The sequence below is a fragment of the Nonomuraea sp. NPDC050547 genome (assembly GCF_044457345.1).
Lineage (GTDB): Bacteria > Actinomycetota > Actinomycetes > Streptosporangiales > Streptosporangiaceae > Nonomuraea.
Window position 1 is genome coordinate 206,834 of record NZ_JBITGW010000005.1, and the last position, 13,964, is coordinate 220,797.

Annotated in this window: 12 protein-coding genes; 11 read left to right on the top strand and 1 reads right to left on the bottom strand. The window is 71.1% G+C overall.

Going from position 1 to position 13,964, the window contains the following annotated elements:
• Positions 1-2: 2 nt before the first annotated feature.
• Genes ACIBHY_RS14790 through ACIBHY_RS14800 form a run of 3 tightly spaced genes read left to right on the top strand, consistent with a single transcriptional unit; the run spans position 3 to position 4,323 of the window.
• On the top strand, positions 3-1,856 hold the full coding sequence (locus tag ACIBHY_RS14790) for a biotin carboxylase N-terminal domain-containing protein (protein WP_397307031.1): 1,854 nt from the start codon (positions 3-5) through the stop codon (positions 1,854-1,856).
• Positions 1,853-2,629: an enoyl-CoA hydratase-related protein gene (locus tag ACIBHY_RS14795; RefSeq protein ID WP_397306908.1), complete on the top strand. Its 777-nt coding sequence runs from the start codon at positions 1,853-1,855 to the stop codon at positions 2,627-2,629. Before ACIBHY_RS14790 ends, ACIBHY_RS14795 begins: the two co-directional genes overlap by 4 nt.
• Entirely contained in the window at positions 2,626-4,323 is a 1,698-nt protein-coding gene (locus ACIBHY_RS14800) for an acyclic terpene utilization AtuA family protein (protein WP_397306909.1), read from the top strand. Before ACIBHY_RS14795 ends, ACIBHY_RS14800 begins: the two co-directional genes overlap by 4 nt.
• A 49-nt stretch (positions 4,324-4,372) precedes the next feature.
• Here ACIBHY_RS14800 and ACIBHY_RS14805 read toward each other — a convergent pair whose 3' ends face one another.
• Positions 4,373-4,588: a hypothetical protein gene (locus tag ACIBHY_RS14805; RefSeq protein ID WP_397306910.1), complete on the bottom strand. Its 216-nt coding sequence runs from the start codon at positions 4,586-4,588 to the stop codon at positions 4,373-4,375.
• 49 nt (positions 4,589-4,637) lie between these two features.
• On the opposite strand from ACIBHY_RS14805, the gene ACIBHY_RS14810 reads away from it, so the two are divergent.
• The 8 genes from ACIBHY_RS14810 (at position 4,638) to ACIBHY_RS14845 (ending at position 13,964) form a co-directional block, all read left to right on the top strand.
• Positions 4,638-5,456: a hypothetical protein gene (locus ACIBHY_RS14810; protein WP_397306911.1), complete on the top strand. Its 819-nt coding sequence runs from the start codon at positions 4,638-4,640 to the stop codon at positions 5,454-5,456.
• A gap of 67 nt (positions 5,457-5,523) precedes the next feature.
• Positions 5,524-6,528, top strand: a complete 1,005-nt coding sequence (locus tag ACIBHY_RS14815; RefSeq protein WP_397306912.1) for a phosphotransferase family protein — start codon at positions 5,524-5,526, stop codon at positions 6,526-6,528.
• On the top strand, positions 6,513-7,775 hold the full coding sequence (locus tag ACIBHY_RS14820; protein ID WP_397306913.1) for an acyl-CoA dehydrogenase family protein: 1,263 nt from the start codon (positions 6,513-6,515) through the stop codon (positions 7,773-7,775). Before ACIBHY_RS14815 ends, ACIBHY_RS14820 begins: the two co-directional genes overlap by 16 nt.
• A gap of 26 nt (positions 7,776-7,801) precedes the next feature.
• Positions 7,802-8,713: a transglycosylase SLT domain-containing protein gene (locus ACIBHY_RS14825; protein WP_397243136.1), complete on the top strand. Its 912-nt coding sequence runs from the start codon at positions 7,802-7,804 to the stop codon at positions 8,711-8,713.
• Positions 8,714-8,807: 94 nt separating this feature from the next.
• The gene (locus tag ACIBHY_RS14830; protein ID WP_184962524.1) at positions 8,808-9,011 is read left to right on the top strand and encodes a hypothetical protein; all 204 of its coding nucleotides are present in this window, start codon (positions 8,808-8,810) and stop codon (positions 9,009-9,011) included.
• Positions 9,012-9,180: 169 nt separating this feature from the next.
• Positions 9,181-10,032, top strand: a complete 852-nt coding sequence (locus ACIBHY_RS14835) for a helix-turn-helix domain-containing protein (protein WP_397243134.1) — start codon at positions 9,181-9,183, stop codon at positions 10,030-10,032.
• Positions 10,033-10,106: 74 nt separating this feature from the next.
• A complete protein-coding gene (locus ACIBHY_RS14840) occupies positions 10,107-10,370 on the top strand; it encodes a hypothetical protein (protein ID WP_184962528.1) in 264 nt (87 codons plus the stop codon).
• A gap of 438 nt (positions 10,371-10,808) precedes the next feature.
• Complete coding sequence (locus ACIBHY_RS14845; RefSeq protein WP_397306914.1) at positions 10,809-13,964, top strand: hypothetical protein; 3,156 nt, start codon at positions 10,809-10,811, stop codon at positions 13,962-13,964.

A 13,964-nucleotide genomic window follows, 5' to 3' on the forward strand; every position in this document is an offset into this window, starting at 1 on the left:
CCGTGATCACGCGCCTGCTCGTCGCCAACCGCGGGGAGATCGCCCGGCGCGTCTTCCGCACCTGCCGCGAGCTGGGCATCGAGACCGTCGCGGTCTTCTCCGACGCCGACGCGGACGCGCCGCACGTGGCAGAAGCCGATCACGCGGTACGGCTCAGCGGCGTCACCCCCGGCGCCACCTATCTCGACATTTCCCGAATCATCGAGGCGGCCCGAGTGTCCGGCGCCGACGCCGTCCACCCCGGCTACGGCTTCCTGTCGGAGAACGCCGCCTTCGCCCAAGCGGTCCTGGACGCGGGCCTGACCTGGGTGGGCCCCTCCCCCGAGTCGATCGCCGCCATGGGCTCCAAGGTCGAGGCCAAACGCCTGATGACCGAGGCGGGCGTGCCCGCCCTGACGTCACTCCCCCTCGGCCGGCCGGAGCAGCTGCCCTATCCGCTGCTGGTCAAGGCGTCGGCCGGGGGCGGCGGGCGGGGGATGCGGGTGGTGCGCTCGGCCGACGACCTTGAGCGGGAGGTGGCCTCGGCGCGGCGGGAGGCCGAGGCGGCCTTCGGTGACGGCACGGTGTTCGTGGAGCCGCTGCTGGAAGGCGCCCGGCACATCGAGGTGCAGATCCTGGCCGACACCCACGGCACCTTCTGGGCCCTGGGCGAGCGCGAGTGCAGCGTCCAGCGCCGCCACCAGAAGGTGCTGGAGGAATGCCCGTCCCCCGCGATCTCCGGCGAGATGCGGGACAGGCTCCAGCGGGCCGCCGTCAGCGCCGCCCGCGCCATCGGCTACACCGGTGCCGGCACCGTGGAGTTCCTGGTCAAGGACGACACCGTGGCGTTCCTGGAGATGAACACCCGCCTTCAGGTGGAGCACCCGGTCACCGAACTGGTCTACGGCGTCGACCTGGTCAGGCTCCAGCTTGAGGTCGCGGAGGGCGCCGCCCTGCCAGAAGCGCCCCCGGAACCGGCCGGCCACGCGGTCGAGGTCCGCCTGTATGCGGAGGACGCCCACTACGTCCCGCAGTCCGGCACCCTGCACAGGTTCGAGATCGAGGGCCCGGTCCGGGTGGATTCGGGGGTCGAATCGGGCTCCGTGGTCTCCACCCACTACGACGCCATGCTGGCCAAGGTGATCGCCCACGGGGACACCCGAGCCGCGGCGATCAGGAAACTGACCGGCGCCCTTAAACACGCCAAACTCCATGGCCTCACCACAAACCGCGACCTCCTCCTCAATATCCTGAAAAATCCGGCCTACGTGGCAGGCGCCACCCACACCGGCTTCCTCGACCAGCACGATCTCACCGCCACCCCGGAACCCACTGAGCTGGAAGCCCTGGCGGCCGCCCTCGCCCTGGCCGCCGCCAACCGGGCCGGGGCCAAGGTCCTGGCCACGCTGCCCGCCGGCTGGCGCAATGTCCGCTCGCAGGAGGAACGCGTGAGGTTCGCCGAGATCGAGGTGGTCTATCGCCCCTTGCCGGAGGGGGTCACGGTCGTGACGGCGACGCCGTACCGTGTGGTGCTGGAGCGGGACGGGATCAGGTACGCCCACGACGTCGCCCGCTACGACGACGCCGTCTACGTCGGCTCCGCCCGCCTGACGCCGCTGCCGCGGCTGCCCGAGCCGGTCGAGCACGTGGCCCCGGGATCACTGCTCGCGCCCATGCCCGGTAGCGTGCTGCGCGTGGAGGTCGAGCCCGGCGACCGCGTGACCAAGGGTCAGGTGGTGCTGGTGCTGGAGGCCATGAAGATGGAGCATCAGATCGCCGCGCCCGCCGACGGCGTCGTCGCCGGGCTGCGCGTGGAAAAGGGGCAGCAGGTGGAGGCGGGCAGCGTGCTGGCGATCATCCAGGAGGGGGACGAGTGAGCAGTCTGGTCCACAAGGAGCTCGACGGCGGCATCGCCACGATCACACTGGACTCACCGCCGAACCGCAACGCCCTGTCGGTGCGTCTGCTCGGCGACCTTGAGGCCAGGCTCAACTGGGCGCTGGCCGAGCCGGAGGTACGCCTGATCGTGCTGACCGGCACCGGCCCGGTCTTCTGCTCGGGCGCCGACCTGAAGGAGCAGCGCATCGAACCGGCCGCCGGGGCGGGGGACGCGCCGGTGACGGCGTCGTTCCCGGAGATCCTGGGGCTGATCTGGGAGAGTCCCAAACCGGTCATCTGCCGCCTCAACGGCACCGCGCGGGCGGGCGGACTCGGGCTGGTCGCCGCCTGCGACTTCGCGATCGCCCCGGACACCGCCTCGTTCGCCTTCACGGAGGTACGGCTCGGCGTCGTACCGGCGATGATCTCGGTGCCGGTGCTGCGCAGGCTGGACCCCCGGGCCGCCGCCGAGTACTTCCTGACCGGCGAGGTCTTCGACGCCGCCCGTGCCGCGGAGATCGGGCTGCTGACGCGGGCCGTACCCGGGGACAGGCTGGACGCCGAGGTGGCGCGCTACGCCGAGATGCTCCTCAGGGGCGGACCCGAGGCGCTCGCGATCACCAAGCGGATGGTGCGCGACATCCCGCAGGTGTCGTTCGAGGTGGGCCTGCGGCAGATGACCGCGTTGTCCGCGCAGCGCTTTACCTCGGAGGAGGGCCAGGAGGGCATCTCCGCCTTTGTGGGCAAACGCCCGCCGAAGTGGGTGCCGTGACCCTGCGCGTGGCCAACTGCAGCGGCTTCTACGGCGACCGCCTGTCCGCGGCCCGCGAGATGGTCGAGGGCGGCCCGATCGACGTGCTGACCGGCGACTGGCTGGCCGAGCTGACCATGCTCATCCTGGCCGGCAACCGCCTGAAGGGCCGCCCCGGTTACGCCCCCACCTTCCTCAGGCAGCTGGAGGAGGTGCTGGGCACCTGCCTGGACCGCGGCATCAAGATCGTCTCGAACGCCGGCGGGCTCGACCCGGAAGGCTGCGCCGCCGCCGTCACCGACCTGGCCGCCCGCCTGGGGCTGCGCGCCTCCGTCGCGGCCGTCAGCGGCGACGACCTGACCGGCCGCGACCTCGACCTCACGAACGCCGACACCGGCGAGAAGCTCGACGCCACCCCGCTCACCGCCAGCGCCTACCTCGGCGGACGCCCCATCGCCGCCGCCCTCACGGCCGGCGCCGACGTGGTGGTGACCGGCCGCGTCACCGACGCCGCCCTGGTCACGGGCCCCGGCATCTGGCGGTACGGCTGGCGCCCCACCGACTACGACGCGCTCGCCGGTTCAGTGGCCGCCGGGCACGTCATCGAGTGCGGCTGCCAGGCCACCGGCGGCAACTACGCGTTCTTCACCGAGATCCCCGGCCTGGCGCACTGCGGCTTCCCGATCGCCGAACTGGAGCCCGACGGTTCCGCGGTGATCACCAAGCACCCGGGCACCGGCGGCGCCGTCACGGTCGGCACCGTGACCGCCCAGCTCCTGTACGAGATCGGCGGCCCCCGCTACCTCGGCCCCGACGTCACCGCCCACTTCGACACCGTCACGCTGGAGCAGGAGGCGCCCGACCGGGTCCGCGTCAGCGGCGTACGCGGCTCGCCGCCGCCGGACACGCTGAAGGTGGCCGTCAACTACCTGGGCGGCTACCGCAACACGATGACGCTGATGCTCACCGGCCTGGACCTGGAGGAGAAGGCGCGGGTGGCGCAGGAGGCGATCTGGGCCCGGGTGCCGCGCGAGGCGTTCGACGAGGTGGACGTGAGCGTCGACCCGCCGCTGCTGCGGATCACCGTCATGTCGGGCGACGCGAAGGTGGCCGGGCGCGCGTTCTCCTCCGCGGTGGTGGAGACGGGACTGGCCAGCTATCCGGGCTTCTACGGGCTCACCCCGCCGGGGAACGCCTCGCCCTATGGGGTGTACTGGCCCGTTCTCGTGCCCGCCGGCTCGGTGCGGGCGCGGGTGACGGTGGACGGCACGCCTGTGGAGGTACCCGCCGAAGCCGAGCACACGGGCAATCTCGACAGGGCAGCGGCCGAGGGCGGCTTCGACGGGGCGGCGGCCGAGGCGCCCGCCTACACCGGCGGGCCCACCGTGCGGGCGCCACTGGGCCGGGTGGCCGGGGCCCGGTCGGGCGACAAGGGCGGAAACGCGAACCTGGGCGTGTGGGTGCGATCGCCCGCCCAGTACGGCTGGCTGGCCGCCTACCTGACCGCCGACCGGCTCCGGGAATTGCTCCCCCACCTGGCCGGATACCGCCTCGACCGGTACGAGCTGCCCAACCTGAACGCGGTCAACTTCGTCGTCCACGGGCTGCTGGGGCGAGGCGTGGCGGCCAGCCCGCGACTCGACCCGCAGGCCAAGGCGCTGGGCGAGGAACTCCGGGCCCAGACGGCCGACATCCCGGCGGACTACCTGACCTGACCACCCGCCCTGGCTCGCCTGCCTTCCCGCCCGGCCCTGGCTCGCCTGCCTACCTCGCCTGGCGCCAGCCCAGCAGGCCCGCGCCGAGCAGTCCCGCCTCGCCGCCCAGCCGTGAGACGGCCAGTTCCGGGGCGCCGCGGAAGGCGAGTCGCGCGCTCAGGCGCTCCCTCAGGGGGTTGAGCAGGTCCTCGCCCGCCAGCGACAGCCCGCCGCCGATGACGATCGCGCCGATGGGGTCCCGCCCACGTCCACCGCCACCACGCACTCCATGACCCGACATCATCGCCCATGCCCGGTCAGGGCATCATGTCCGGATGCACGTTCGGCGACTCACCCACGACGACCTGCCCGCCTGTTCCCGCCTGGCCGTCTCCCGCCATTGGGGTGCGGAGGAGCACAAGTGGCGCTTCCTGTTCGACGTCGGCGAGGTCTACGGCATCGACGCCCCCGGCGGCGGCCTGGCCTCCAGCGCGCTCCTGGTCCCCTACGGGCCGGACGCCGCCGCGGTCAGCATGGTCCTGACCGCGGCGGAGCACGAGCGCCGGGGCCTGGCCGGCCGCGTCGTCGGCCACATCCTCGGCACGGCGGGCGAGCGCACCGTCTGGCTCTATTCCACCGCCAACGGCCGACCCGTCTACGAGCGCCTCGGCTTCCGCGCGGTGGGCCGCGTCGAGTCCCACCGGGGCCCGTTCACGGGCGCGCCGTCCGGCGCGACCCGCCCCGCGACCGAGCGCGACCTGGACGACATCCTCGCGCTGGACGCGAAGGTCTTCGGCGCCGACCGCTCGGACCTGCTGCGCCGCATGCCCGCCTTCCACGAGCGGGTCAGGGTGCTGGAAGCGGGCGGCAGGATCGAGGGGTACGGCGGCGCGTGGCACAACGACACCCACATCGTCATCGGCCCCCTCGTCGCCCAGGACACCGAGCAGGCCACGGCGCTCATCGGCGACCTGGCCGCGGGCTGGGACCTGCCGGTCAGGCTCGACCTCGACATGAGCCGTCCCGGACTGGTCGCGTGGGCGGTGGAGCGCGGGCTCGGCTCGCCGTTCCCGAACACGGTGATGGTGCGGGGCGGCGCCCTGCCGGGCGACCACGCGCGCCGGTTCCTGCCGCTGATGGTCTCGCTGGGTTGACCTTCGGCGAAGGGCGGCCGTAGATTCACGACTAGAATTTGATTCTGATCCGGGTCCGAAGGGTGCCATGACCTCCACGCACATCGACGTCAGCACGATCGACTTCGACGCGCTCGGGGCCTGGATGGACGGGCAGGGCCTGCCCGGCGGGCCCATCGGGGACGTCGCGCCGGTGCTCGGCGGCACGCAGAACGTGATGGTGCGCTTCTCGCGGGGCGGCCGGCCGTACATCCTGAGAAGGCCGCCGCTGCGGCCGCGGCGCAAGAGCAACGAGGTGCTGCGGCGTGAGGCGAGGGTGCTCGCGGCGCTACGCGACACCGCGGTGCCCGCGCCGCGGCTGATCGCCGCGCAGACCGCGGACGAGCCTGTCTACTACCTGATGGAGCCGGTCGACGGCTTCAACCCCTCGACCGGGCTGCCGGAACCGCACGCCTCGGACGCGGCGATCCGGCACCGGATGGGGCTGGAGGCCGCGGTCGCGCTGGCCGAGCTCGGGCGGGTGGATCCCGGGCGGCTGCCGGGGTTCGGCAGGCCCGAGGGGTTCCTGGAACGGCAGGTGCCGCGCTGGACGGCCGAACTGGAGTCCTACGGCAAGCTCGACGGCTACCCGGGCCCCGAGATCCCGCTGCTGAGCGAGACCGCCACCTGGCTGGAGCGCCACCGGCCGGAGTCGTTCACGCCGGGAGTGATGCACGGCGACTACCACTTCGCGAACCTGATGTTCGCCCACGACGGCCCGCGCGTGGCGGCCATCGTGGACTGGGAGATGTGCACGGTCGGCGACCCGCTGCTGGACCTCGGCTGGCTGCTGGCCACCTGGCCGTCGAACGCCGGGCACGTGCCGGGGCTGCCGTCCGAGGACGAGATCGTCGCCTGCTACGCCTCGCTGACCGACCGGGACATGTCGGCGATCGACTGGTACGCGGTCATGGCCTGCTTCAAGCTCGGCATCGTGCTCGAGGGCAGCCACGCCCGCGCCTGCGCGGGAAAGGCGCCCAAGGACATCGGGGACCTCCTCCACCAGACCACCCTGGACCTGTTTGCGAGGGCACAGACATGGATTTCGCGGTAGAGCCGGAGTTCCAGGCCAAGCTCGACTGGATGGACGCGTTCATCCGCGAGGAGGTGGAGCCGCTCGACCTGGTCTTCCCCGGCCAGGCGTACGGCACGCCGGACGAGCGGCTGCGCAAGATCGTGGACCCGCTCAAGGAGCAGGTCAGGGCGCAGGGCCTGTGGGCCTGCCACCTCGGCTCCGAACTCGGCGGCCAAGGGTTCGGCCAGCTCAGGCTGGCCCTGATGAACGAGCTGATCGGCCGGTCCACCTGGGCCCCGGTCATCTTCGGCTGCCAGGCGCCCGACACCGGCAACGCCGAGATCATCGCCATGTACGGCACCGCCGCCCAGAAGGAGCGCTACCTGCGTCCCCTGCTGGACGGCGAGGTGTTCTCCGCGTACTCGATGACCGAGCCGCAGGGCGGATCGGACCCGAGGCTGTTCACGATGAGCGCGGCCAGGGACGGCGAGGAGTGGGTCCTGGACGGCGAGAAGTACTTCACCTCCAACGCCCACAACGCCGCCTTCTTCATCGTGATGGCGGTGACCGACCCCGAGGCGCACCCGTACCGGCGGATGTCGATGTTCCTGGTGCCGTCGGACACACAGGGCGTGGAGATCGTACGCAACATCGGCACGATGGGCGACCGCTCCGGCCATCACGCGCACCTGCGCTACACCAGCGTACGGGTGGGCGCCGACGCGCTGCTCGGCGAGGAGGGCGGGGCGTTCGCGGTGGCGCAGGCCCGGCTGGGCGGCGGCCGGGTGCACCACGCGATGCGCACGGTCGCGGCGGTCAAGCGGGCCTTCGACATGATGTGCGAGCGGGCGCTGTCGCGGGCCACCCACGACGGGGTGCTGGCCGGCAAGCAGCTCGTTCAGGCGGCGATCGCCGACTCCTACCTGCAGATCCAGCAGTTCCGGCTGCTCGTGCTGCACACGGCGTGGCTGATCGACCGGTCGTCGACGCGGGAGGCGCGCACGCAGATCGCGGCCTGCAAGGTGGCGGCGGCCCGGGTCTTCCACGACGTGGTCTACCGGGCGATGCACCTGCACGGCGCGCTCGGCGTCTCCAACGACACGCCGCTGGCGCGGCTGTGGCAGGCGGCGCCGCTGATGGGAATCATGGACGGGCCGACGGAGGTGCACCAGGCCTCGATCGCGCGCCGCGTGCTGAAGGACTACGCGCCGGCGCCGGGTTTGTGGCCCACGGAGTACTTGCCGGACAAGATTGCTGCCGCTCGGGCGAAATACTCCGATATCTAGCTGATCAGGCACTACGGTGGGACGTCATGAGACTCGTCCTCGCAGCGTCCCTGGCCGTCGTCCTGTCCGGATGCGGCGGTACGGCAAGCGGCAGCGCAGCCCGGGAACAGCTCAAGCCCGCGGCCGAGTCTCCGGCCACCACACCCCAGGGCACCTCCCAGAACGCGCCCGGCGACGCCCCCGCCCCTGACGCGCCCATCCCGTCGGACCCCGCCAAGCTGGCCGCCGACCTGAAGGCCACCACCGCCGCCCTCTACTCCGGCATCGACGCCTGGACCAGGAGCAAGGCCGTCCAGCCGCCGCAGGAGGTCGTCCTGTACGCCCTCCACCACCAGCGCGTCTACCGCAAGCTGGCCAGAAACTCCACGCTGGCCCGCGCCGTCATCGCCAAGCTGCCCAGGCCGGTGGCCGCCGAGGCCCGCGACAACGCCAAGGCGGTCGGCAAACTGCTGTCGATGGCCCGCCCGATCACCGCGGCCCGCCGGGCGAAGATGCGCCTCGCGCAGGCGGAACCGGCCGGAACGCTGCGCGGCCACATGGTCAGGGCGGAGAAGCGCTTCGGCGTCGAATGGGAGGTGCTGGCGGCGATCATGCTGGTGGAGACGAAGTTCGGCCGCGTGCGCTCGGCCAGTTCCACGGGCGCGCAGGGGCCGATGCAGTTCATGCCGGGCACCTGGAAGATGTACGGCATGGGCGGCGACGTCCACAAGTCCAGGGACTCGATCATGGCCGCCGCCAACTATCTGAAGGCCACCGGCGCCCCCCGGAACTACCGCCGCGCCGTCTTCGCCTACAACCACGACGTGCGTTACGTGGACGCGGTGCTGGCCCACGCCGCCCAGATCAAGCGCGACCCGCGCAGCTTCTACGCGTACTACAACTGGCAGGTCTTCGTGTTGTCGACAAAGGGCGACGTGCGCCTGACCGGCCCCCGGTGACCGACTCATACCAATTTGAACTAAAACGATCACATAAATCCCTGGAGCTCCTACAATTGCACGCAATTGCAGGATTGATCGGGGAAGGATCGTCATGCGTATGCGGTTTCTCGGCTCCACTTCGGAAGCCGGGGCCTGTCCCACCCTCTACGAGACCGACCGCGGCACCATCGTGGTGCAGGGCCTCCAGCTCACCGACCCCGAGGCGCTCGCCGATCTGCGCGACGTCCTCGACGGCGAGACGGCGGTCGAAGTACCACGTGAGCTGCTCGTAGACATCGCCCGCCGAGTCCTCTGACCCCTCACGGACGCTCGCCCGCCCCGGAGCGCCCCTCTTGCCCGCGTCACCCCTCGGCGCGGGCATTCCGCTTTCCGGCCGCCGGAAAGCCACGCGCCGCGACCGAATGATCACAATTGCGAAACCGGGCCTGGCATGATCCATGCCCACAGGTCTAGCCTCTAGCGGCGTGACGTCCTTTCAGCAGGCGCGCATCGACCTCGGCGCCCAGCTTCGCCATCTGCGCGAGGCCGTGCACCTGTCCGGCAAGGATCTGGCCGAGCGGCTTGGCTGGCAACCGTCCAAGGTCTCCCGGCTGGAGAACGCCCGCCAGACCGCGACGGAGGACGACGTGGTGGTGTGGGCGACCGCCGTACAGGCCGCTCCGGAGGTGACGGACCAGTTGATCGGCCAGGCGATCTCCCTGCTGGAGCGGCACGACGACTGGAAGCAACGCCACCGCAGCGGACTGGCCGCCATCCAGGAGGACATCCGCGACCTGGAGGCGCGCACCCGCCTGTTCCGCGTGTTCGAGCCGGGCATCGTGGTGGGCCTGCTGCAGACCACCGAGTACGCCCGGCACGTCTTCCGCAAGGTCAAACGCCTCTACAGCGCCCCCGACCAGATCGACGCGGCGGTACGCGTGCGGATGCAACGCCAGGAGATCCTCTACGACCCGACGCGCACCTTCCGCTTCGTGGTGCCCGAGGCGGTGCTCCACACCAGGCTCGCCCCGATCGACGTGATGCGCGGCCAGCTCGACCGCCTGCTGGCCGTCAGCACGCTGCCGAACGTCGAGTTCGGCGTCATCCCCTACTCCGCCGAGCTGCCGTCCTCGCCGATCAACGGCTTCTGGATCTACAACGAGGCCATGGTCGGGGTCGCCACGATGACGAAAGACCTGGTCCTCCGCGATCCCGACGACATCGCCTTCTACGTGAGCGCGTTCGACGAGTACTGCAAGGTCGCCCATTTCGACGAATCCGGCAGGGCTCTCATCATCCGGATTCTTCACGAATACGGGAAACAATCCTCACTTTAATCCCTGCAATTGCTTGCCCCGCGAGCGAAGATCGTGCAATTCTGTGGCGCGAGACGTTGCGGAGGTGACGCCTGATGCTGGACACCACGCTCTGCCTGGAGCGCTTCGCCTGGTACGCGGGTCGCCACGCCGACCTCTCGGTCCAAAGTGTGGCCCTGGCCTGCGATCCCGCCTATGTGTCGGTCCGCAACCGCTTCTCCACCACGCTGACCGAGACCGTCACGTGCTCCGACGAGGGCGCCTTCGTCACCTCCTGGGGCTACCGCCTGGGCAGCACCGACGACGTGGAAGCCGCCGCCGCCCGCCTCGCATTCCTCCTCGCCGCGCTGCCCGCGTAATCCCGGCGCAATCACCTCGCGCACAATCATCTCGTGCGCAATCATCTCGTGCGCAATCATCTCGTGCGCAATCTCCTCATGCGTAGTCTTCCCATGCGCAGTCTCCTCCCCGCAATTTTCCCCGCGCGGACTTTCTCCCCCACAGTCTTTCCCCCAACAAAGCGCCTCCCCCGCCATCGCCCCTCCGCGCGCCCAATGTCCGCCCGCGTCAGCCCCCACCCCACCCACCACACGCGGCCGGGCCCCGTCCAGGGTGACGGTCGTCGGGCGCGCGGGGCCGGCCGCCGTGACGGCCGCCAAGTCGGCCCGCTGAGCGGGAAAACCCCGTGACAGCCCGACCTGACGGACGTAATGTTGGCGCGTCAAGTTCAGCACACTGAGTGGTCATGTCACCACCAAGAGTGCTGTCGAGCGGATTCAGCGAGGGTGAGGTGCCCATTGGCTAGCGAAGGCATTCTCCGGTTCATCACCGTCCGGCCGGCCAAGGCGCGCGTCCAGCCCCCGCCGAACGTGCTCATCCCGGCCGCCGGGCTCTTCCAGCAGCTCGCGGCGGCCGTGGCGAGCGGCGCGGACCGGGCCGGGCTGCGGGAGATCGCCCGCGGCTACAGCGCAGCCGCCGACCACCCCGAGCCGCTCGACACCGCCGCCCTGCGCGAATGGTTCTACGCCAACCAGGACCGTCCCCTCGAAGACGCCGACCTGGACGCGCTGGTCCGTCACGCCTACGGGAGCGCGCTGCCGGAGCTGGTGGCCGGGGAACGGTTCGCCGCCACGCGGGCCCGGGTCACCGACCAGGTGCTGACCACCGCGCTGCTCGGCGACCCGGTGGGCGACGGCCAGCGCCACCTGCTCGACGCCAAGCTCCTCGCCCTCGCCGTCACCCTCTCCGCCACCCCGGACCAAAGCGCCCAGGACCAAAGCACCCCAGACCACAGCACACCGGACCACAGCACCTCGGACCACAGCACACCGGATCAGGCCATCCCCGATCGGGCCACCCCAGACCTGACCGTCTCGGGGCATGCGATCCCGGAGCAGGTGATCCCCCGCCAGACCGCTCACGGGGACGTCGGCCAGGGCGAGTCGGCCCACGGGACCGCGGGCCAGGACGATGCTGCCCACGGAGGTGTGGATCACGGAGGCGGGGATCAGGGCCAGGTGGATCACGGGCGTCCGGGCCAGGGCGCACCGGGGCACCGCGTGGGAGGTGGGCGGAGGACCTTGGGGGACGTGGTGGGTGGGGGCGTCGTGGTGTTGCCCGGGTTTCTGGGGCGGGCCCGGCAGGAACCCCTTCCGGTGCCGCCGTCCCTGCCCTCCGGGGATGCGGACCAGGAGGCGCGCGAATGGCTGGCCCGGCTGGAGGAGACCCGGCGGGAGCTGGTGCGGCTGGTCACCGACGGGCGGCATGTCGAGTATCCCGACGTTCTGGCCCCCGTCCTGCCGGACGGCGATGTCGAGCGGCAACTGGCCGGGCTGCGGGCGGCCGATGCCGGACGCCCCCGGCTGTCGGCCTCCGGGGTGGCGCGGCTGAGCGGCACGGCCACCGGCGTCCTGGAACAGCTGGGGCAGCTCGACGGCGAGGTGCTGCCGTTGCGGGCGGTTCCGGTCATCGAGGAGGAGATGCGGCGGACCGGCGCTCATGTGGGGACGCGGGCCGTACCCGATGGAGTGCTCGCCTTCGACGGCGGCGAGATCGATCTCGGACGCTACCACCGCGCCCTCGGCGACTCCCCGGCTGTCACCGACCCGCCGCCCGTCCCCCAGCACTCGCAGGCGGGCGTCGCCGACCTGCTGGTGGTCCGGCAGAAGATCAAGGCCTACGAGCTGGGCGAGTACGCCCACATCGAGAACGTCATGGCCGGCGAGTCCCGCGAGCGCTCCACCCGCCGCCTCACCCAGGTCGAGGAGATCATCGAGCGGGAGACCGAGACGGAGACGGAAAAGGAGAAGGACCTCCAGTCCACGACCCGCAACGAGCTGCAGAACGAGGCGGAGAAGCACGTCAAGAGCCAGCTCGACATCGAGGCCGGCCTGCAGGTCAGCGGCAGTTACGGCCCCGCGGTCTCCTTCACCTCCAGCCTCAAGGCGGGCTTCTCCACGACCACCGAGGAGTCGCAGCGCAAGGCGTCCTCGTTCTCGCAGGAGGTCACCCAGCGCACGGTGGAGAAGGTCCGCGAGAAGGTACGCACGCTGGTGCGCAAGCGCACGCTGGAGGAGTTCGAGGAGAACAACCGGCACGGCTTCAGCAACAACCTGGCCCGCCACGTCCGGGGCATCTACCGCTGGCTGAACAAGGTCTACGACGCCCAGGTCTTCAACTACGGCCAGCGCATGATGTTCGACTTCGTGGTGCCGGAGCCGGCGGCGTTCTATCTGTACGGCCTGGTGGAGAACCCGCCGCAGGACAGCGAGCTGGTCAAGCCGGCCCCGCCGACCGTCGCGGGCAATCCGCTGACCCCGGCGCAGATCGACGCCGGGACCTACGGCCCGCTGCTGGCCCGCTACCGGGTGACCAACGCGCCCCCGCAGCCGCCGGAGCTGCGCACGGCGAGCTTCTTCGCCAAGTACGACGGCGGCAACTACACCTCCACCGGCGCGGCGGGCAAGGTCGAGATCCCCGAGGGCTACCGCGCCTACCGGGCGACCGTGCAGGCCACCCACATCTGGGCCGCGGACATCCAGCTGCACCCGTTCCAGATCGTCTTCGACGGCAGGATGTACGACTTCCACGACACCTGGGGATCGCAGGGCGGCCCGACGAGCCGGCTGGAGAAGGACGCGTCGGTCTCGATCTCCGTGGCGGCCAACGCGTGGGCGGTGGCGATCGACGTCGACTGCAAGCTCTCCCCCGAGGCGTACGCGAGCTGGCAGCACGAGGCCTTCGACGCCATCATCGCCGCCTACCAGCAGCAGCTCGCCGAGTACAACGAGCGCAAGGCGCAGCGCGAGCTCGAACGCAGCAGCACTCAGCAGTTCGGCCGCAACCCGCTGGCCAACCGGCGGGTGGAGCGCGACGAGCTGAAGAAGTGGGTCATCATGATGCTGGCCAAGCAGCCGGAGCTCAATCTCGACTCGTTCAAGAGCCCGACCGGCGCGCCCATACTCGACCTCGACAAGGCCAACGCCAACGGCCGCTACATCCGGTTCCTGGAGAACGCCTTCGAGTGGCAGAACATGCTCTACGTCTTCTACCCGCACCTGTGGGGGCGGCGGGCGCGCTGGGTGCCGGCGCTGAACGTCACCGACCCCGACCCGGACTTCGCCGCGTTCCTGCGGGCGGGGGCGGCGCGCGTGCAGGTGCCGGTGCGGCCGGGGTTCGAGCGCGCGGTGGCCTACTTCGTGCACACCGGCAACGTGTGGGACGGCAACGACGTGCCCACGGTCGAGGACGAGCTGTACGTGCCGATCATCGACGAGATCACCACCAACCTCGGCAGGATCGACGGCGGCGTGCCCTACCCGGCCGGGTCCAGGCCGTGGGAGGTGGTGGTGCCGACGGACCTGGTGCTGGTCCAGGATCTGTCCGAGGTGCCGCCGCTGCGGGACGCGCTGCGCCCCGGCGCCCACGTCACCCTCGACGCCGGCGAAGGCTGA

What these genes read in the sequence shown, in the direction of transcription:
- ACIBHY_RS14810 (WP_397306911.1), top strand. Translation starts at nt 4,638, where the DNA reads ATGCACGTTCGGCGACTCACCCACGACGACCTGCCCGCCTGTTCCCGC.
- ACIBHY_RS14825 (WP_397243136.1), top strand. Translation starts at nt 7,802, where the DNA reads ATGAGACTCGTCCTCGCAGCGTCCCTGGCCGTCGTCCTGTCCGGATGC.
- ACIBHY_RS14820 (WP_397306913.1), top strand. Translation starts at nt 6,513, where the DNA reads ATGGATTTCGCGGTAGAGCCGGAGTTCCAGGCCAAGCTCGACTGGATG.
- ACIBHY_RS14815 (WP_397306912.1), top strand. Translation starts at nt 5,524, where the DNA reads ATGACCTCCACGCACATCGACGTCAGCACGATCGACTTCGACGCGCTC.
- ACIBHY_RS14840 (WP_184962528.1), top strand. Translation starts at nt 10,107, where the DNA reads ATGCTGGACACCACGCTCTGCCTGGAGCGCTTCGCCTGGTACGCGGGT.
- ACIBHY_RS14830 (WP_184962524.1), top strand. Translation starts at nt 8,808, where the DNA reads ATGCGTATGCGGTTTCTCGGCTCCACTTCGGAAGCCGGGGCCTGTCCC.